Source organism: Streptomyces sp. NPDC028928 (assembly GCF_055564915.1).
The window spans coordinates 38654-56063 of record NZ_JBVHVI010000014.1 but is presented as its reverse complement, the minus strand read 5'-3'; the positions used below and the strand labels follow the sequence as shown (position 1 = coordinate 56063).

The 17410-nt window shown below is 73.6% G+C and carries 15 protein-coding genes; 12 read left to right on the top strand and 3 right to left on the bottom strand.

Features of this window, described 5'->3' with window-relative positions:
- The first annotated feature begins 7 nt into the window (after positions 1 to 7).
- Complete coding sequence (locus ACZ4U1_RS30455) at positions 8 to 1237, top strand: HAD family hydrolase (protein WP_467907371.1); 1230 nt, start codon at positions 8 to 10, stop codon at positions 1235 to 1237.
- A gap of 7 nt (positions 1238 to 1244) precedes the next feature.
- Here the strand turns inward: ACZ4U1_RS30455 and ACZ4U1_RS30450 are convergent, their stop codons facing one another.
- Positions 1245 to 2447 (bottom strand): amino acid deaminase/aldolase, encoded by a 1203-nt coding sequence (locus ACZ4U1_RS30450; protein ID WP_467907370.1) that lies wholly within the window; start codon positions 2445 to 2447, stop codon positions 1245 to 1247.
- A gap of 1573 nt (positions 2448 to 4020) precedes the next feature.
- Here ACZ4U1_RS30450 and ACZ4U1_RS30445 point away from each other — a divergent pair.
- Together ACZ4U1_RS30445 and mycP are read left to right on the top strand one after the other, a co-directional pair.
- Positions 4021 to 4896, top strand: coding sequence for a hypothetical protein (locus ACZ4U1_RS30445; RefSeq protein WP_467907369.1), 876 nt, complete (start codon positions 4021 to 4023; stop codon positions 4894 to 4896).
- On the top strand, positions 4893 to 6053 hold the full coding sequence (gene mycP, locus ACZ4U1_RS30440) for a type VII secretion-associated serine protease mycosin (protein WP_467907368.1): 1161 nt from the start codon (positions 4893 to 4895) through the stop codon (positions 6051 to 6053). Before ACZ4U1_RS30445 ends, mycP begins: the two co-directional genes overlap by 4 nt.
- 11 nt (positions 6054 to 6064) lie before the next feature.
- Here the strand turns inward: mycP and ACZ4U1_RS30435 are convergent, their stop codons facing one another.
- Positions 6065 to 6955, bottom strand: a complete 891-nt coding sequence (locus ACZ4U1_RS30435; protein WP_467907554.1) for a serine hydrolase — start codon at positions 6953 to 6955, stop codon at positions 6065 to 6067.
- Between the two features lie 207 nt (positions 6956 to 7162).
- Here ACZ4U1_RS30435 and ACZ4U1_RS30430 point away from each other — a divergent pair, with 207 nt between their 5' ends.
- Positions 7163 to 7894: an SseB family protein gene (locus tag ACZ4U1_RS30430; RefSeq protein WP_356156915.1), complete on the top strand. Its 732-nt coding sequence runs from the start codon at positions 7163 to 7165 to the stop codon at positions 7892 to 7894.
- A gap of 1 nt (position 7895) precedes the next feature.
- Here ACZ4U1_RS30430 and ACZ4U1_RS30425 read toward each other — a convergent pair whose 3' ends face one another.
- On the bottom strand, positions 7896 to 8261 hold the full coding sequence (locus tag ACZ4U1_RS30425) for a DUF1844 domain-containing protein (protein ID WP_467907367.1): 366 nt from the start codon (positions 8259 to 8261) through the stop codon (positions 7896 to 7898).
- Positions 8262 to 8603: 342 nt separating this feature from the next.
- Here ACZ4U1_RS30425 and infC point away from each other — a divergent pair, with 342 nt between their 5' ends.
- From infC to ACZ4U1_RS30385, 8 genes are all read left to right on the top strand, one after another.
- Entirely contained in the window at positions 8604 to 9266 is a 663-nt protein-coding gene (gene infC / locus ACZ4U1_RS30420; protein ID WP_030654735.1) for a translation initiation factor IF-3, read from the top strand.
- A gap of 123 nt (positions 9267 to 9389) precedes the next feature.
- The gene (rpmI, locus tag ACZ4U1_RS30415; protein ID WP_004933563.1) at positions 9390 to 9584 is read left to right on the top strand and encodes a 50S ribosomal protein L35; all 195 of its coding nucleotides are present in this window, start codon (positions 9390 to 9392) and stop codon (positions 9582 to 9584) included.
- 97 nt (positions 9585 to 9681) lie between these two features.
- A complete protein-coding gene (gene rplT, locus ACZ4U1_RS30410) occupies positions 9682 to 10065 on the top strand; it encodes a 50S ribosomal protein L20 (RefSeq protein ID WP_016642495.1) in 384 nt (127 codons plus the stop codon).
- A 141-nt stretch (positions 10066 to 10206) separates the two neighbouring features.
- Positions 10207 to 11067 carry a TrmH family RNA methyltransferase gene (locus tag ACZ4U1_RS30405; protein ID WP_467907366.1) on the top strand — a complete coding sequence of 287 codons (861 nt, stop codon included), beginning with the start codon at positions 10207 to 10209 and terminating at the stop codon, positions 11065 to 11067.
- Between the two features lie 50 nt (positions 11068 to 11117).
- A complete protein-coding gene (locus tag ACZ4U1_RS30400; RefSeq protein WP_467907365.1) occupies positions 11118 to 12254 on the top strand; it encodes a sensor histidine kinase in 1137 nt (378 codons plus the stop codon).
- A 125-nt stretch (positions 12255 to 12379) separates the two neighbouring features.
- Positions 12380 to 13501, top strand: coding sequence for a phenylalanine--tRNA ligase subunit alpha (pheS, locus tag ACZ4U1_RS30395; protein ID WP_467907364.1), 1122 nt, complete (start codon positions 12380 to 12382; stop codon positions 13499 to 13501).
- Entirely contained in the window at positions 13501 to 16023 is a 2523-nt protein-coding gene (pheT, locus tag ACZ4U1_RS30390; protein WP_467907363.1) for a phenylalanine--tRNA ligase subunit beta, read from the top strand. The genes pheS and pheT overlap by 1 nt, the downstream gene beginning before the upstream one ends.
- A gap of 233 nt (positions 16024 to 16256) precedes the next feature.
- Complete coding sequence (locus tag ACZ4U1_RS30385) at positions 16257 to 17303, top strand: PP2C family protein-serine/threonine phosphatase (protein ID WP_467907362.1); 1047 nt, start codon at positions 16257 to 16259, stop codon at positions 17301 to 17303.
- The last annotated feature ends 107 nt before the right edge of the window (positions 17304 to 17410 follow it).

Here is a 17410-nt window from a genome sequence, read left to right as displayed (position 1 = left end):
CGCGCATATGCGACAGCTTCTCGCGTGGACCCTGGCGGTGGCCGCCACCCTGGCGGTCACGCCCACCGCGACGGCGACCGCCCGCGACTGCCCCCGGCTGACCACCCGCTGGTACGGCGCGAACCGCGCCCGCCTCCAGCGGGTCATCGACGCCTACGGCACCTGCTCCGGGCACGCGGGCGCGGTCGCCGCCTTCGACTGGGACAACACGGTCACCAAGAACGACGTCACCGACGCCACCCTCTCCTGGGCCCTGCGCCACGACGTCCTGTTGCGCCCCGCCCGCTGGAAGGACACCAGCGCCTGGCTCACGGACGCCGCCGACCGCGCCCTGACGGCGGCCTGCGGCACCGGCGCGGGCGCCCCCCTGCGGACCTCCGCCCGGCCCCGCTGCACCGACGAGATCGTGGAGATCCGCGAGACGGGCACCACGACGAGCGGCGCCCCCGCCTTCGCGGGCCGCTGGAACCACCGCCGCACGGTCCCGCAGTACGCCTGGGTCCCGCAGCTCTTCGCCGGCCGCACCCCGGCCGACCTCGCCGGCTACGCCCGTGCCGCCCGCCGCGAGGCCCTGGCCGCCCCGCCCGGCGCGACCCGCACCCTCGGCACCCACACCGTCCCCGCCTACGTCCGCCCCTACGACCAGCAACGCGACCTCATCCACACCCTGCACCGCGCAGGATTCCGGGTCTACGTCGTCTCGGCCGGCGTCGAGCCCGTCACCGAGGTCTGGTCCCGTGCCGTCGGCGTCGACGCGGCCCACACCCTCGCCATCCGCCCGGTCCTCGACCGCCGGGGCCGGATCACCGTACGCACCGAGGGCTGCGGGGGAGTCCCGGCCGGCCGGGGCACGGTCATCCCCTACATCGACGGCAAGCGGTGCTGGATCAACCAGGAGGTCTACGGCGTCCGGGGCGCGGCGGCCTGGCAGCGGCAGCCCCGGCAGCGGCGGCCCGCCCTCGCCGCCGGGGACGCCGACACCGACGTCACCTTCGTCAGGGACGCCACCGGCGCCCACCTCGTGATCAACCGGAACCAGCCCGAGCTGATGTGCCGGGCCTACGCCGACACCGACGGCCGCTGGCTGGTCAACCCCATGTTCCTGGCCCCGCTCCCGCGCCGGCCCACGCCCTACCCCTGCTCGACCACCGCGTACACCGCCCCCGACGGCAGCCGGGGACCGCTCCGCCGCGCCGACGGCTCGGTCCTGCCCGACCAGCCGGACACCGTCCACTGACGGATGCTCACAGGAACGTCCGTCCCTCACCCCGGTAGGTCGGCACGGTCGCCGTGACCGCGTCCCCCTCGATCAGGTGAAGCGCCTCGAACCGCTCGCACAGCTCACCCGCCTTGGCGTGCCGGAACCACACCTTGTCACCGATGAGCAGATCGTCGGCGGGCGCGCCGAGCAGCGGGGTCTGCACCTCGCCGGGCCCCTCCTGCGGGTCGTACGTCAGCCCCTCGGGCAGATACGGCACCGGCAGCCGGTCCGGACCGGCGGCGCCGGAGGCCGGGTATCCGCCGCCCAGCACGGTGACGACACCGACGCCGGGCCGCCGGACGACCGGCTGGGCGAAGAGGGCGGCCGGACGGCCGGTGAAGGACGTGTAGTTGTCGAAGAGCCGAGGCACGTACAACCCCGAGCCGGCCGCGATCTCGGTCACCGCGTCCTCGGCGGCGGTGTGCTGCACACTGCCGGTGCCGCCGCCGTTGACGAACTCCAGGTCCGGCACGACGGCCCGTACCGCCCGCACCACGGCGGCCCGCCGCTCGGCCAGCTCCCGCCGGGCGGCGGCCTGCATCAGCCGGATCGCCCGCGAGCGCAGGGGCCGCCCGGCGACCGCGTCCCCGACCCCGGCGACGTGCCCCTCGTACGCCATGATCCCCACCAGCCGGAAACCCGGCCGCCGGGCCACCGAGCGCGCCAGCTCGGCCAGTTGGGCGGGCGAGTGCAGCGGGGAGCGCCGCGCGCCGACCCGTACCCGGCCGCCGAGCAGCCTCAGCGAGGTGTCCAACTCCAGGCAGACGCGTACGACTTCACGCCCGCTGTCACGGGAGGCGTCGATGAGGTCGAGCTGCGCCGGATCGTCCACCATCACCGTGACGGCACCGGCAAGCTTCGGGTCGGCGGCCAGCTCCGCGAAGCCCGCCCGGTCGGCCGACGGATAGGCCAGCAGGATGTCCTCGAACCCCGAACGCGCGAGCCACAGCGACTCGGCCAGGGTGAACGACATGATGCCCTGGAAGCCCTCCTTGGCGAGGACACGTTCCAGCAGGGCCCGGCAGCGGACCGACTTGCTGGCGACCCGCACCGGCTTCCCCCCGGCACGCCGGACCAGGTCGTCCGCGTTGGCGTCGAAGGCGTCCAGGTCCACGATCGCGAGAGGGGCGTCGAGATGGGCGGTGGCCCGGTCGTAACGGGCCCGGGCGGCGGCAGGCGCAGTCATGACGGAAGCCTGCCAGACAGGATTACCGCAGGGTAGGGGGACGTTCCGGGCAGATGCCCCGGCCCCGTGGACCGGTTCCGTCCCGGCCCCCGACAACCCGTAGAGTGACGCGCACGTACGGCGGAACGCACCCCGCGCCACGTGAACCGGGATGCCGGTCCGGCCGTACGGGTATGCGTGCCCGGAACGACCTGTCGCACCGGGCGCGGCCGAGCAGCAGGACGGCCCGCGTACGGCAACGGCCCGGGCACGAGGAAACGGGGGGTGCATGAGCACGGAAGCGCGACACGCCCCGACCGGTGACAGCGCGGGCCCCGCGTGGCACACCGACACCGCGCCCCCGGCCCACCCCCCGATGCCCTCCACGCCCCCGGCTCCCGCTGACGACCCCGACGAGGAGCCGTCCGTCTTCACCCCGCGCGGCCCACGCCCCCCGGCCGTCCCCTCGGCGCGCCCCCACCGTCCCCGCCCGTCGACCGTCCCCGAGCCCCCCGCCCCCACCAGCCCACCCCCGCCCCCCGCCTCGGCCCGCTTCCCCGACACCCCACCGACCGGCCCGGAAGCAGACCACCACACCGACACCGGCCCGCACATCCCGACGGGCTCGGCCGCTCAGGCGGGTGTCGCGGGCCCGGGTAGGGCGTCGGTGACCCCGGCGGGCGGCGCGGCGCACCCGGCGGGCTCGGGAGGCCCGGTTGGTCAGGCGGTTCCGGCGGGCCCGGCTGGCGCCACGGCCTCGGCCGGCCCGGCGGTTTCGGCGGGCTCGGCTGCCCAGGCGGTTCCGGCGGGCCCGGGTGGCGCTACGGCCCCGGCCGGCCCTGCGGGTTCGGCGGGCTCGGCTGCCCAGGCGGGTATGGCGGGCCCGGGTGGGGCGACGGCCCCGAAGGGCGCAGCAGGCGTGGCGGGCGCGGCAGGCCCGACAGGCTCGGCGGGGCCGGGACGCCCCGGAGGGGGTGCGGCCCCGGCAAGTCCCGCGGCCGCGGCCGGCTCGACGGCTCGGACGGGCCCGGCTGCCGAGGCAGGTCTGGCGGGTTCGGGCAGGGCGGCGTCAACTCCGGCAGGCGGTGCGGCCTACCCGACGGGCCCGGTTGGTCAGGCGGTTCCGGCGGGCCCGGGTGCGGCCACGGCCTCGGCGGGCCCCGCGGGCTCGGCAGCTCCGGCGGCTCCCGCGGGCCCCGCGGGCTCGGCGGCTCCTGTGGGCTCCGCCCGGTCGACGGCGCAGGCGGCCGCGGCCGGGGTTTCCGGGGACGGCGTTGGGGAGACGACCACTGCTCGGCTTCGGGCCGGCCGGGGGGCCGGGCGGCAGGGCGCGCCGGTCGAGACTCCCTCGGAGACGACCGCTCGGCTGCGTCCGATCCGTTCGGCGTCCCCGGCGTCCTCGCCCGCCTCCGCCTCTCCGCGTGCCTCGGCACCCGGTCCCCGGCACCCCGCGCCCACGCACCCCGCGCCCACGCACCCCGCGCCCACGCACCCCGCACCCGCTCGCCCCACCCCCTCGGCGGCGTCCACGGGGCAGGCGGGCGATCGTCGTGCCGGGGGCGTGCCCCGGCCCGGTGGTGCCGCATGGAGTCCGATGGCGCCCGCGCACCCCGCGAGCCCCGTACCGGATCCGGCGCACTCGTGGGGTGCCGCGTCGGGCGGGCGGCCCGTGGTGTCCTTCGCGGAGCCCGATGTGTTCGGCGGGCGTACACGGCCCCGGGTGGGCCCGCGCACCGTCGCTGCCGCCGCCTGCCTCGTGCTCGGGCTCGGCCTCATCGGCGGTGCCGTGACCGGGAGCTGGCTCACCGGGGACGGCGGAGCCGACGGCGCCGGGAACTCGTTCGGCACTGCCCGGACGCTCTGGCACAGCGTGCCCGTGGACGAGCTGTTCCCGCCCACCGTCCAGGGCACCGGCGCCGGCCCAGGCGGCGCCGACCGCACCTGGACCCGGATCGCCGTGGCCCCCGACAGCGGCTGCGCCCACGCCTTCGACCCGCTGCTGTACAAGGCCCTCGCCCCGGTCGGCTGCCAGCGCCTGCTGCGCGCCACCTACACCGACGCCACCCAGAGCTACGTCACCACCGTCGGCCTGCTCTTCACCAAGGGCGACCCGGCCGCCATGTCCGCGCTCGCCGCCCGCTTCCGCGACGAACACCTGGACAGCCGCGCCGACCTGATGCCCCGGCCGTACGCCGCCGCGGGCACGGCCGCCGCCGGATTCGGCGACCGGCAGCGGGCCTCCTGGACCATCTCCGTCCTCACCGACGCCCCCGTCGTCGCCTACGCCGTCTCCGGGTGGACCGACGGCCGTACCGTCGACACCCCCCAGCCCGCCGCGGACGCCGTCCGCTCCGGCGCCACGACCGCCCCGGCCCAGGCCGGCCTCGGCAACGAGGCCCAGGGCCTGGCCGACCGCATCGAACGGCGCCTGCGGAAAACCGTCGGCACGGCCACGGAGAAGCCTTCATGAAGCATGCCGCCAAGGCGGCGGTGAGCCTGCTGCTCGCCGGCTCCCTCGCCCTGCTGCCGTCCGCCACCGCCCACGCCGACGGCATCCGCGCCCAGCAGTGGGGCCTGTCCGCCCTCCACCTGGACGAGGCCTGGCAGACCACGAAGGGCCGCGGCGTCACCGTCGCCGTCCTGGACACCGGCGTGCAGACCGACCACCCTGACCTCGCCGGGAACGTCCTGCCCGCCAAGGACATGATCGGCTTCGGCGCCGAGCCCGGCGACCGCACCTGGGGCCGGCACGGCACCGCGATGGCCGGCATCATCGCCGGGCACGGCCACGGAAGCGGCAACTCCGACGGCGTCATGGGCGTCGCCCCCGAGGCGAAGATCCTGCCCGTCCGGGTGATCCTGGAGGACGGCGACCCCGCCCGTGCCAAGGCCCGCACCACCCGCGCGGGCGCCCTCGCCGACGGCATCCGCTGGGCCGCCGACCACGGCGCCGACGTCATCAACCTCTCCCTCGGCGACGACTCCGACTCCGCGCACCCCGAGCCCGGCGAGGACGAGGCGGTGCAGTACGCCCTGAGGAAGGGTGTGGTCGTCGTCGCCTCCGCGGGCAACGGCGGCGACAAGGGCGACCACGTCTCCTACCCGGCCGCCTACCCGGGCGTCATCGCCGCCACCGCCGTCGACAAGTACGGCACCCGCGCCGCCTTCTCCACCCGCCGCTGGTACGCCGCCGTCAGCGCGCCCGGCGTCGACGTCGTCATCGCCGACCCCGACCGCAAGTACTACGCGGGCTGGGGCACGAGCGCGGCCTCCGCCTTCGTCTCCGGCGCGGCCGCCCTGATCAGGTCGGCCCACCCCGACCTGGCCCCGGCCCAGATCAAGAAGCTCCTGGAGGACACCGCGCGGGACGCCCCGGTGGGCGGCCGGGACGACTCCCGGGGCTTCGGCATGATCGACCCGGCGGCGGCCCTGAAGGCGGCCGCCCGCCTCAAGCCCCGGGGCCTGCGCGCCGCGTCGTACGACGAGACCTACTTCGGCTCCGGCCCGGACGCCGCCGAGGCCACGAGCGGCGCCTCCGACTGGGCGGCCCCGCTCGCCGGCGGCGCGGGCGCGGTCCTCCTGGTGGCCGGGGTGATCCTCTGGCGCAGCCGCCGGCGGACCGGCTGAGCCCGCCCGGATCAGGCACCGTCGAACGCCGCCACCGCCGCCTCCACCAGGGAGATGCCCCGTGCCTGGCTCGCCGTGCCGTTCGACAGCACCGCCACCAGGTAGTCCGTCCCGTCCACCGTCACCCGGCCGATGCTGTTGACGTCCCACAGCCCCGTCGTGCTGCGCGCCAGCCACCCGTTCTTCAGCGCCCAGGAGTTGCCCTCGGCGGCGGCCGACACCCCCCACTGCTGATCCGCCCGGACGGCCTTCATCAGCCCCTGCACATACGTCCGCGAGGCCGCGCTCAGCTCGGACTCCGCCCCGAACACCTGCCGGAGCAGCACCAGTTGGTCCGCCGCGGTGGTCTGGGTCAGCCCCCACAGCTCACCGTCCCCGCCGGACGTCTCCGTCATCCCGAAGCGCTTGTTCGCCGCGTCCAGCCCGGCCGCCCGCCCGATCGTGTGCCACAGCGCCGTCGCGGACGCGTTGTCGCTGTTCTCGATCATCTCCGTGGCCTGCGCCCGCTCCGCCGCGGTCAGCCGCCGGCCCTCGTCCTGCGCCTGGAGCAGCAGCGCGGCCAGGATGTCGACCTTGACGATGCTCGCCGTGTCGAAGGCCTCATCGCCGTACACGGCGCTCTCGCCCGACTCCACGGCCAGGACCGCCGCCGACACCTTCGCGCCCGGCGGCACCACGACCTTCCCCATCGCCGCGCCCATCGCCGCGTCCCGCGCAGCCTCCCGGTCCTCGGCCGGCTCCGTCACCGATGCCTCCTCACCCGCCCCGGCCGAAGAGCCGGCCGAGGACGACGGTGCCGACGATACGGCCGCCGTCCCCGGGTGCGCCCGCGCCTTCACATAGGCCGTGCCCCCGGCCGTGACCCCGCCCACGGCGGCCGCGGCGAGAGCGGCGTAGAGCAGCGGACGGCGCCGGGACGGGCGCGCACGACGGCCACGGCGGGCTCTGGGGGACTCCGTGCCCGCGATGCTCGGGGCGCGGACTGTGCGCCCCGTTGGGCGGACGTGAGACCTGGGTCAGGGAAAGCTGAGATTCCTGTGAGAGCGGTGACGCCGGCGTTCCGGGCCCCGCACAGGCCCGGCAGCTTCCCCCCTATAGGGTCGGTGACCGTGGCGAACAAGAACATTCCCGACCCCGGCTTCTCCGACGACGACGGCTCCGCCGACCCCCGGCTGAGCGCCGCGCTCGCCGCCTGGGCCGAGGACCGCAGCGCCCTCGGGCCCGTCCTGGAGGCGCTCAAGGGCGCCCGCCTGCTGGTCCCCGTCGTCGCCGTGCTGGGCGAGGTCGAGGAGGACGAGAACGGGCTGCGCCGCGAGAAGACCAGCGACATGGCCGTACCCACCCTGAAGGCCGGCGACCGCACCGCGCTGCCCGCCTTCACCTCCACCGACTCGCTCGCCCGCTGGGACCCCGCGGCCCGCCCGGTCGCCGTACCCCTGCACCAGGCGCTGCAGGCCGCCGCGCACGAGAAGGCCGACACGGTCGTGCTCGACCTCGCCGGACCGGTGCCGTTCGAGCTGACCGGCCCGGCGCTGCTCGCCCTCGCCGAGGGCCGCACCAGCACCGACCCGCTCGCCGACCCCGCCGTCGTGGAGGCCGTCCGTACGGCGGTGGCGGCCGAGCCCGCCGTGCTGCGCGCCCACCTCGGGCCCGGGCGGGCCGACGGCACCCTCGCCCTCGTCCTCGACCCGGCCGCGCCGCCCGCCGAGGCCGCCCGCGCGGTCGCCGAGCGGCTCGCCGCCGACGAGACACTGCGGGCCCGCCTGGTGCGCGGCCTCGACCTGGCACTGCTGCCGGCCGGGACCACGCCTCCGGGCGAGCCCTTGTACGTGAAGGAATAGATCAGCTGTAGACGGGGCCGGTGTACTTCTCGCCCGGCCCCTGGCCCGGGTCGTCCGGGACGATCGACGCCTCGCGGAACGCCAGCTGCAGCGACTTCAGGCCGTCGCGCAGCGGGGCCGCGTGGAAAGAGCTGATCTCGGTCGCGCCCGCGTCCAGCAGACCGGCGAGCGCGGTGATCAGCTTGCGGGCCTCGTCCAGGTCCTTGTACTTCTCGCCCTCCTCGCTGAGCCCGAGCTTCACGGCGGCGGCGCTCATCAGGTTGACGGCGACCGTCACGATCACCTCGACGGCGGGGACCTCGGCGATGTCCCGGGTCATCGCGTCGAAGTCGGGAGCCTCGGAAGACTCGGCAGGGGTGTCACTCATGCCCCACACCATAGGTGGTCGCACCCGGCACCCCTCAATTAGCCCTTGTCAAGCGATCCTGCTAATCTGGAGGACGACCGGCTGGACATGACTGTGTCCGGCCCACAAGTGGAGGCTCCGATCTCCCACCTGACCGTCCTCCGGGACGGCGGGTCACCCGGTCAGGCGGCCACCATCGTTCCGTACGGACGATGGAGTCGCCCGAAAGCGCGCCCCGCGGCATCGCGGCGGTGCTCCGGTAGTGCTTGGAGCCCCGCCTGTGATCGTCCGGGGCATTTTTTGTGCTTCGGCGCGGTTAGGTCTAACGAAAAGAGACGTTACGCGGCTGTCCGCCAGACCGCCGTGTGGTGCTACCGAGGAGGATCCATCAGCGCCGAGCCCCGCATCAACGACCGGATTCGCGTTCCCGAGGTGCGACTTGTCGGTCCCAGTGGCGAGCAGGTGGGCATCGTCCCGCTGGCCAAGGCACTGGAGCTTGCGCAGGAGTACGACCTGGACCTGGTCGAGGTCGCGGCGAACGCCCGTCCGCCCGTGTGCAAGCTCATGGACTACGGGAAGTTCAAGTACGAGTCGGCCATGAAGGCCCGTGAGGCGCGCAAGAACCAGGCGCACACGGTCATCAAGGAGATGAAGCTCCGGCCGAAGATCGACCCGCACGACTATGACACCAAGAAGGGTCACGTCGTCCGGTTCCTCAAGCAGGGCGACAAGGTCAAGATCACGATCATGTTCCGTGGTCGCGAGCAGTCCCGCCCCGAGCTGGGCTACCGACTGCTGCAGCGTCTCGCGGAGGACGTCCAGGACCTCGGTTTCGTCGAGTCGAACCCGAAGCAGGACGGCCGAAACATGATCATGGTCCTCGGTCCGCACAAGAAGAAGACCGAGGCGATGGCCGAGGCCCGCCAGGCGCAGGAGGCCCGCAAGGCCGAGGCGAAGGCGAACCCCGGTAAGTCGCAGAACCCTGCCGAGGCTGAGGCGCCGTCCGAGGAGCCTGCCGAGGCGTGATCCCGGGGGATGTACGTACCCGTACGTCCCCGAGGATGTAACCGAAAGAAGAGAGCGACGCTCCACCGTGCCCGGTTTCACGACCGGGCACCGGAGCGCCACCGACGAGGAGATAACGGCGCTATGCCGAAGAACAAGTCGCACAGCGGTGCCAGCAAGCGCTTCAAGGTCACCGGCTCCGGCAAGGTGCTCCGTGAGCGCGCCGGCAAGCGCCACCTGCTCGAGCACAAGTCGTCCCGCGTCACGCGTCGCCTCACCGGCAACGCCGAGATGGCCCCGGGCGACGCCGCGAAGATCAAGAAGCTTCTCGGCAAGTGACGCGGGGCGCTCTGTGAGCGCCGTGCGTCGGGACCGGGACCGAATCGTTTCCGGGTCGTGTGAAGACCCCCACGACCCCGCTACAAGGAGTTAACAAGTGGCACGCGTCAAGCGGGCAGTCAACGCCCACAAGAAGCGCCGGGCGATCCTGGAGCAGGCCTCCGGCTACCGCGGTCAGCGTTCGCGCCTGTACCGCAAGGCCAAGGAGCAGGTCACCCACTCGCTGGTCTACAACTACAACGACCGCAAGAAGCGCAAGGGCGACTTCCGTCAGCTGTGGATCCAGCGCATCAACGCCGCTGCCCGCGCCAACGGCATCACCTACAACCGCTTCATCCAGGGTCTGAAGGCCGCGAACATCGAGGTCGACCGCAAGATCCTGGCCGAGCTGGCCGTGAACGACGCGAACGCCTTCGCGGCGCTCGTCGAGGTCGCGCAGAAGGCGCTGCCGTCGGACGTCAACGCTCCCAAGGCTGCGTGACGCCGCGCTGGCTCTGAGCCGACGTTCACCGTAGGACCCGCAGGCTGTTGAAGCTTGCGGGTCCTGTTGTTGCGGCCCTGCCGCACATCGATACGGCCCCGCGCCCCTTGGGGGGCGCCACAAGTTGCCGAAGGTAAAAGGATGCCCCCCGTCTCTCCTGAGCTCATCTCCCCCCGTTCCGCCCGTGTCTCCGCCGCCCGCCGGCTCGCCAAGCGGAACTTCCGGGGGAAGGACCGGCTGTTTCTCGCGGAGGGGCCGCAGGCCGTGCGGGAGGCTGCCGGGCACCGGGCCGGGGGGCAGGCGACGCTGGTCGAGCTGTTCGCCACGGTCGAGGCCGCGGAGCGGTACGCCGACATCGTCGGGGAGGCCCGGAGCGCCGGTGCACGGGTGCACCTGGCCTCCGAAGAGGTGATCGCCGACATCTCCACCACCGTCACCCCGCAGGGGCTGGTCGGCGTCTGCCGGTTCCTGGACACCCCCTTCGAGGAGATCCTCAGGAGCCGGCCCAAGCTGGTCGCCGTCCTCGCGCACGTGCGGGACCCGGGGAACGCCGGGACCGTGCTGCGCTGCGCCGACGCCGCCGGCGCCGAGGCCGTGGTCCTCACCGACGCCTCCGTCGACCTGTACAACCCCAAGGCCGTACGGGCCTCCGTCGGCTCCCACTTCCACCTGCCCGTCGCCGTCGGCGTTCCCGTCGAGCGGGCCGTGGCCGGGCTGCAGGAGGCCGGGGTGCGCATCCTCGCCGCCGACGGGGCCGGGGACCGCGATCTGGACGAGGAGCTGGACAAGGGGACGATGGGCGGCCCGACCGCCTGGGTGTTCGGGAACGAGGCCTGGGGGCTGCCGGAGGAGACCCGCGCCCTCGCCGACGCCGTCGTCCGCGTCCCCATCCACGGGAAGGCCGAGAGCCTGAACCTCGCCACCGCCGCCGCCGTATGTCTCTACGCGTCGGCCCGTGCACAGCGCGCCTCCGGAGGGTGCCGCTCCGTCACCGAGAGCTAGTAGGGTGACCAGCGCGGGGCCCTGCGCCGTCTGAGAGGTGGGGTACGGGGATGAGTGTGGCCGGCACGAGCACCGCGCCGGAAGGACGGGACGCGCGGCGCACATCCGCGCCCCGGCCCGCGGACGGCTGCCCGGGTGTCGATCCCGACCAGCTGCCCGACGGCCTCGTCATCGCCGACGAGAAAGGCCGTGTGACCTGCTTCAACGCCGCCGCCGCGCGGATCACCGCGGTACGGTCCGCCGACGCCCTCGGACAGTCCCTGGAGAAGGTGCTGCCCTTAGAGGACTTGGAGGGCCGCCGCTGGTGGCAGCTCACCGACCCCTACGGCGGGCTGCCGATCCGGGTCCGGCAGCCGGAGCGCAACCTGCTGCTGCCGGGCGGCCGTGAGGTGCTCGTCTCCGCCCGCTATGTGCGGGACGAGCCGCTGGGGCCGGTACGGAGCGTGGTCGTCTCCCTCCGGGACACCGAGGCCCGCCGCCGTACCGAGCGCAGCCACGCCGAGCTGATCGCCACCGTCGCCCACGAGCTGCGCTCCCCGCTCACCTCCGTGAAGGGTTTCACCGCCACCCTGCTCGCCAAGTGGGAACGCTTCACCGACGACCAGAAGCGGCTCATGCTGGAGACCGTCGACGCCGACGCCGACCGGGTCACCCGCCTCATCGCCGAGCTGCTGGACATCTCCCGGATCGACTCCGGCCGGCTGGAGGTGCGCCGCCAGCCCGTGGACATCGGGGCCGCCGTCTCCCGGCACATCCAGGCATACGTCGCCGCCGGCCAGCGCGCCGACCGCTTCCTGCTCCGCATCGAACAGCCGCTGCCCGCCCTGTGGGCCGACCCCGACAAGATCGACCAGGTGCTCAGCAACCTCATCGAAAATGCCGTGCGGCACGGCGAGGGAACCGTCACCATTGACGTGACGCCCACGCCGTCCCCGCGCGAGGGCGAGGACACAGGTACGTCGGTCACGGTGAGCGACGAGGGGCCCGGCATCCCGGAGGAGTCCATGAACCGCGTCTTCACCCGCTTCTGGCGGGGCAGCAAGCGCGGCGGCACGGGCCTCGGGCTGTACATCGTCAAGGGCATCGTGGAGGCCCACGGGGGCACCATCACCGTCGGCCGCGCCGCGAGCGGCGGCGCCGAGTTCCGATTTACGTTGCCCGTGGCGGCCCCGGCGTATCTCGCCTGACGGCCCACGGGCGCATCTGCACACCTCCACCCCGTTAGACTCGGCCTTTGGCACCTTTGTGTCTTCACACGGCCCACCAACGGTCGCGGGGACCATCCGCCAGCCAATCGGAAGCACGGGAAGAGATGTCGGCACCCAATAAGTCGTACGACCCTGTCGAGGTCGAGGCGTTGAAACCGGAAGAGATCGAGCGCATGCGGGACGAGGCGCTCGCCGCCTTCGCCGCCGCGGACTCCCTCGACGCGCTCCACGAGGCCAAGGTCGCCCACACCGGCCCGGCCTCCCCGCTGGCCCTCGCCAACCGCGAGATCGGCGCCCTGCCCCCGCACGCCAAGGCCGAGGCCGGCAAGCGCGTCGGCATGGCCCGCGGCGCCGTGAACAAGGCCCTCGCCGCCCGCCAGGCCGAGCTGGAGGCCGAGCGTGACGCCCGGGTGCTGGTCGAGGAGGCGGTCGATGTCACGCTGCCCTACGACCGCGTCCCGGCCGGCGCCCGGCACCCGCTGACCACGCTCTCGGAACGCATCGAGGACATCTTCGTGGCCATGGGCTACGAGGTCGCCGAGGGCCCGCAGGTCGAAGCGGAGTGGTTCAACTTCGACGCGCTCAACATCGGCCCGGACCACCCGGCCCGCGGCGAGGCCGACACGTTCTTCGTGCAGGGCCCCGACGGCGGCACCGAGTCCGGCCTGGTGCTGCGGACGCACACCTCGCCCGTGCAGATCCGCTCGATGCTCGACCGCGAGCTGCCGGTCTACGTGATCTGCCCGGGTGTCGTCTACCGCACCGACGAGCTGGACGCCACCCACACCCCGGTCTTCCGCCAGGTCGAGTTGCTCGCCGTGGACGAGGGCCTGACCATGGCCGACCTCAAGGGCACCCTGGACCACATGGTCCAGTCCCTGTTCGGCGAGGGCATGAAGACCCGGCTGCGGCCCAACTTCTTCCCCTTCACCGAGCCGAGCGCCGAGATGGACATGCTCTGCTACGTGTGCAAGGGAGAGTCCGTCGGCAACCCGGACCGGCCCTGCCGCACCTGCTCCAGCGAGGGCTGGATCGAGCTGGGCGGCTGCGGCATGGTCAACCCGCGGGTCCTCACGGCCTGCGGTATCGACCCGGAGAAGTACAGCGGCTTCGCCTTCGGGTTCGGCATCGAGCGGATGCTGATGTTCCGCCACAACGTCGAAGACATGCGAGACATGGTCGAGGGTGACATCCGGTTCACCCGGCCGTTCGGGATGGAGATCTGATGCGGGTCCCGCTTTCTTGGCTGCGGGAGTACGTCGACCTGCCGGCGACGGAGACCGGCCGCGACGTCCAGGCCAAGCTCATTTCGGCCGGCCTGGAGGTCGAGACCGTCGAACAGCTCGGCGCCGACCTCAAGGGCCCGCTGGTCGTCGGCCAGGTGCTGACCATCGAGGAGCTGGAGGGCTTCAAGAAGCCGATCCGCTTCTGCACGGTCGACGTCGGCCAGGCCAACGGCACCGGTGAGCCCCAGGAGATCGTCTGCGGCGCCCGCAACTTCGCGGTCGGCGACAAGGTCGTCGTGGTCCTCCCCGGCGCCACGCTGCCCGGCGGCTTCTCCATCGCCGCGCGCAAGACCTACGGCAGGGTCTCGCACGGCATGATCTGCTCCAGCGACGAGCTGGGCATGGGCGACGACGGCGCGCACGGCATCATCGTGCTGCCGCCGGAGACCGAGGTCGGCAAGGACGCCATCGAGCTGCTGGAGCTGGTGGACGAGGTCCTGGACATCGCCGTCACCGCCAACCGCGGCGACTGCCTGTCCATCCGCGGCGTCGCCCGCGAGACCGCCATCGCCTACGGCCTGCCGCTGCGCGACCCGGCCCTGATCGACGTACCGGCCCCGAACGCCTTCGGCTACCCGGTGCAGGTCTCCGAGCCGTTCGGCTGCGACCGCTTCACCGCCCGCACCGTCACCGGCCTGCGCCCCGAGGCCCGCTCGCCGATCTGGCTCCAGCGCCGGCTGCAGAAGGTCGGCATGCGCCCGATCTCGCTCGCCGTCGACGTCACGAACTACGTGATGATGGAGCTGGGCCAGCCGCTGCACGCCTACGACCGCAAGCTGGTCCAGGGCACCATCGGCGTGCGCCGGGCCCAGGAGGGCGAGAAGCTCGTCACCCTCGACGGCTTCGAGCGCAAGCTGCATGCCGAGGACCTGGTCATCACCGACGAGCGCGGCCCGATCGGCCTCGCCGGTGTGATGGGCGGCGCCAACACGGAGATCGCCGACCACGAGGTCACCGAGGACGGCGTGAACGGCACCACCGACGTGGTGATCGAGGCGGCCCACTTCGACCCCGTCTCCGTCGCCCGCACCGGCCGCCGGCACAAGCTGCTGACCGAGGCCTCCCGCCGCTTCGAGCGGGGTGTCGACCCGCAGGCCGCCGCGGCCGCCGCGCAGCGCACCGTGGACCTGCTGGTCCTGCTCGCCGGTGGTACGGCGGAGGCCGGTGTCACCGAGGTCATCGCGCCCTCGGCCCCGCACACCATCACCATCCCGGCCGACCACCCGGACAAGGTGGCGGGCGTCGCCTACGGCCGTGAGACGGTCGTCCGCCGCCTCCAGCAGGTCGGCTGCGACGTGTACGGGCAGGACGAGCTGATCGTCACCGTCCCGTCCTGGCGGCCCGACCTGGCCGACCCGAACGACCTCGCCGAGGAGGTCATCCGCCTCGAGGGCTACGAGAACCTGCCCTCCACGCTGCCCAAGCCCCCCTCGGGCCGCGGCCTCACGCACCGCCAGCGGCTGCACCGCCGGGTCGGCCGGGCGCTGGCCGGCGCGGGCTACGTCGAGGCGCCGAACTACCCCTTCGTCAGCGAGCAGGTCTTCGACCAGCTCGGCCTGGACTCCGACGACCCGGCCCGCCGTGTCGTCAAGCTGGTCAACCCGCTCAGCGACGAGGAGCCCGCGCTCCGTACGACGCTGCTGCCCGGTCTGCTCGGCGCGCTGCGGCGCAACGCCGGCCGGGGCTCGCACGACCTGGCGCTCTTCGAGACCGGGCTGGTGTTCCACCCGCGCGAGGAGCAGCGCGTCGCCACGCGCCTGCCCGTCGACCGGCGTCCCACCGACGAGGAGATCGCCGCGCTGAACGCCGCGCTGCCCGAGCAGCCGCGGCACGTGGCCGTCGTCCTCGCCGGCGCTCGCGAGCAGTCCGGCTGGTGGGGCAAGGGCCGTCCCGCCGACTGGGCCGACGCCGTCGAGGCGGCGCGTGCCGTGGCCCGCGAGGCCGGTACCGAGCTGGTCGTGCGCAAGGGGCAGTACGGTCCCTGGCACCCCGGCCGCTGCGCCGAGCTGGTCGTCGTCACCGACGGCACCGAGCGGGTCGTGGGCCACGCGGGCGAACTGCACCCGCGTGTCCTGAAGGCCCTGGGCCTGCCGGAGCGGACCTGTGCGACGGAGCTGAACCTCGACGCCCTGGAGGCGGCGGGCGACGGTGTCCCGCGGGCGCCGCGGATCTCCGCCTTCCCCGTCGCCACGCAGGACGTCGCCCTCGTGGTCGACCAGTTCGTGCCGCACGCCGACGTGGAGGCCGCGCTGCGTGAGGGCGCGGGGGAACTCCTGGAGTCCATCCGGCTGTTCGACGTGTACGAGAACGCCGAGCAGCTGGGGGACGGGAAGAAGTCGCTGGCGTATGCGTTGCGCTTCCGGGCCGGTGATCGCACGCTGACCGTGGACGAGGCGTCTGCGGCTCGGGACGCCGCGGTCGCCCTCGCGGGCGAGCGTACGGGTGCGGTTCTTCGGGGCTAGTCGCCGTAGGAGGTTCTGTTGTCGGCCGGCTGCGGGTTTTCCGTGGCCGGCCGCGCCCATGCGGTGACCCTGCCGTCAGCTGCATAAATGCAGGCCGGCCGGGGTTGTCTCACTCATTCGGGTGGGAATCGGAGACGATCCGGCCCGCCCGGCTCATGCCGTCGACAGAATCGGACCGGCCTTTCGGGGTCGGTCCGTCTGCTCTGTCAGGGCCCACATGGGGGACCAGAGGCATGATCCGCATCAAGGCACGGGCGCCCACCGGGCGGGCAGTCGTACTGCCCACCGTCTGGGGAGCCGTCGCGGTCGGCTACAAGTTCGGCTGCCCGCTCGCCCAGCAGAACGGGCTCGGGGCGCGCATCGTCACCAGCGCCGTCTTCTTCGCCGTAGGCACCGGCCTCATATTCCATGTCCGCCGCACCCTGCTGCGGGAGCTGCGGCTCGCCCGGCGGGCGGCGCGGGCGGCGCAGAACGTGGTCCTGCGGCCGCTGCCGCCCAGGCTCGAGGGGATCGATGTCGCCGCCGCCCAGCTGTCGGCCGACCGGGGCGCGAGCGTCGGCGGCGACCTGTACGAGGCCGTCGCCACCGAGTACGGGGTCCGGGTGGTGATGGGGGACGTACGGGGGCACGGTCTGGCCGCTCTCGGCACCGTCGCCGCCCTCCTCGGCAGCTTCCGCGAGGCCGCCCACGACGAGCCGGAACTGGGCCGGGTGCTCCGCAGACTGGACCGCGCCCTCGCCCGCCACCTCCGCGAACGCGCCCGGGCGGAGCATCCCGCGAACGGCGCCGCCGATCTCGGCAACCCGGTCGCCGAGGAGTTCGTGACCGTCCTGCTCCTGGAGATCGGCCGGGACGGCGAGCTGCGCGCCCTCGACTGCGGTCATCCCTGGCCGTATCTGGTCAGCGGGACGACGGTCGAACCGCTGGGCTGCGGGGAGCCGCTTCCGCCGCTCGGACCGTTTCCGCTGCCGACGGAGCTGGAGGTCGTGTCCTGCGGCCGACTGCATCCGGGGGAGTCGCTGGTCCTCTTCACGGACGGGGCGGAGGACGCACGGGACACGCACGGCCGGTTCTTCTCGCTGCCCGCGGCGTTGCGCGACGCCGTGAGCGACCAGCCGGTGCCACCGCAGACGGTGCTGCGCACTGTCTTCAGGGCCCTCCTGCACCACACGGCCGGCAGACCGACGGACGACGTGGCGGTCCTGGTCCTCCGGAACGGTCGGACGAGGGGCAGGCTGTCCTGCCCGGGAACCGGGCGACCGGCCACCACACACCGCTAGGGGGTTTTGTTTTGGGGGGGGTGGAACACGGTGCGCCCGAAAAAAACCCCCCACCCCCCACCCAACCGCCCCCCGTCGGGGGGGGGGGGGGAGCGCCTGCCTTCTCC

What these genes read in the sequence shown, in the direction of transcription:
- ACZ4U1_RS30455 (WP_467907371.1), top strand. Translation starts at nt 8, where the DNA reads ATGCGACAGCTTCTCGCGTGGACCCTGGCGGTGGCCGCCACCCTGGCG.
- ACZ4U1_RS30450 (WP_467907370.1), bottom strand. Translation starts at nt 2,447, where the DNA reads ATGACTGCGCCTGCCGCCGCCCGGGCCCGTTACGACCGGGCCACCGCC.
- ACZ4U1_RS30445 (WP_467907369.1), top strand. Translation starts at nt 4,021, where the DNA reads ATGGCGCCCGCGCACCCCGCGAGCCCCGTACCGGATCCGGCGCACTCG.
- mycP (WP_467907368.1), top strand. Translation starts at nt 4,893, where the DNA reads ATGAAGCATGCCGCCAAGGCGGCGGTGAGCCTGCTGCTCGCCGGCTCC.
- ACZ4U1_RS30425 (WP_467907367.1), bottom strand. Translation starts at nt 8,261, where the DNA reads ATGAGTGACACCCCTGCCGAGTCTTCCGAGGCTCCCGACTTCGACGCG.
- rpmI (WP_004933563.1), top strand. Translation starts at nt 9,390, where the DNA reads ATGCCGAAGAACAAGTCGCACAGCGGTGCCAGCAAGCGCTTCAAGGTC.
- ACZ4U1_RS30405 (WP_467907366.1), top strand. Translation starts at nt 10,207, where the DNA reads ATGCCCCCCGTCTCTCCTGAGCTCATCTCCCCCCGTTCCGCCCGTGTC.
- ACZ4U1_RS30400 (WP_467907365.1), top strand. Translation starts at nt 11,118, where the DNA reads ATGAGTGTGGCCGGCACGAGCACCGCGCCGGAAGGACGGGACGCGCGG.
- pheS (WP_467907364.1), top strand. Translation starts at nt 12,380, where the DNA reads ATGTCGGCACCCAATAAGTCGTACGACCCTGTCGAGGTCGAGGCGTTG.
- pheT (WP_467907363.1), top strand. Translation starts at nt 13,501, where the DNA reads ATGCGGGTCCCGCTTTCTTGGCTGCGGGAGTACGTCGACCTGCCGGCG.
- ACZ4U1_RS30385 (WP_467907362.1), top strand. Translation starts at nt 16,257, where the DNA reads ATGATCCGCATCAAGGCACGGGCGCCCACCGGGCGGGCAGTCGTACTG.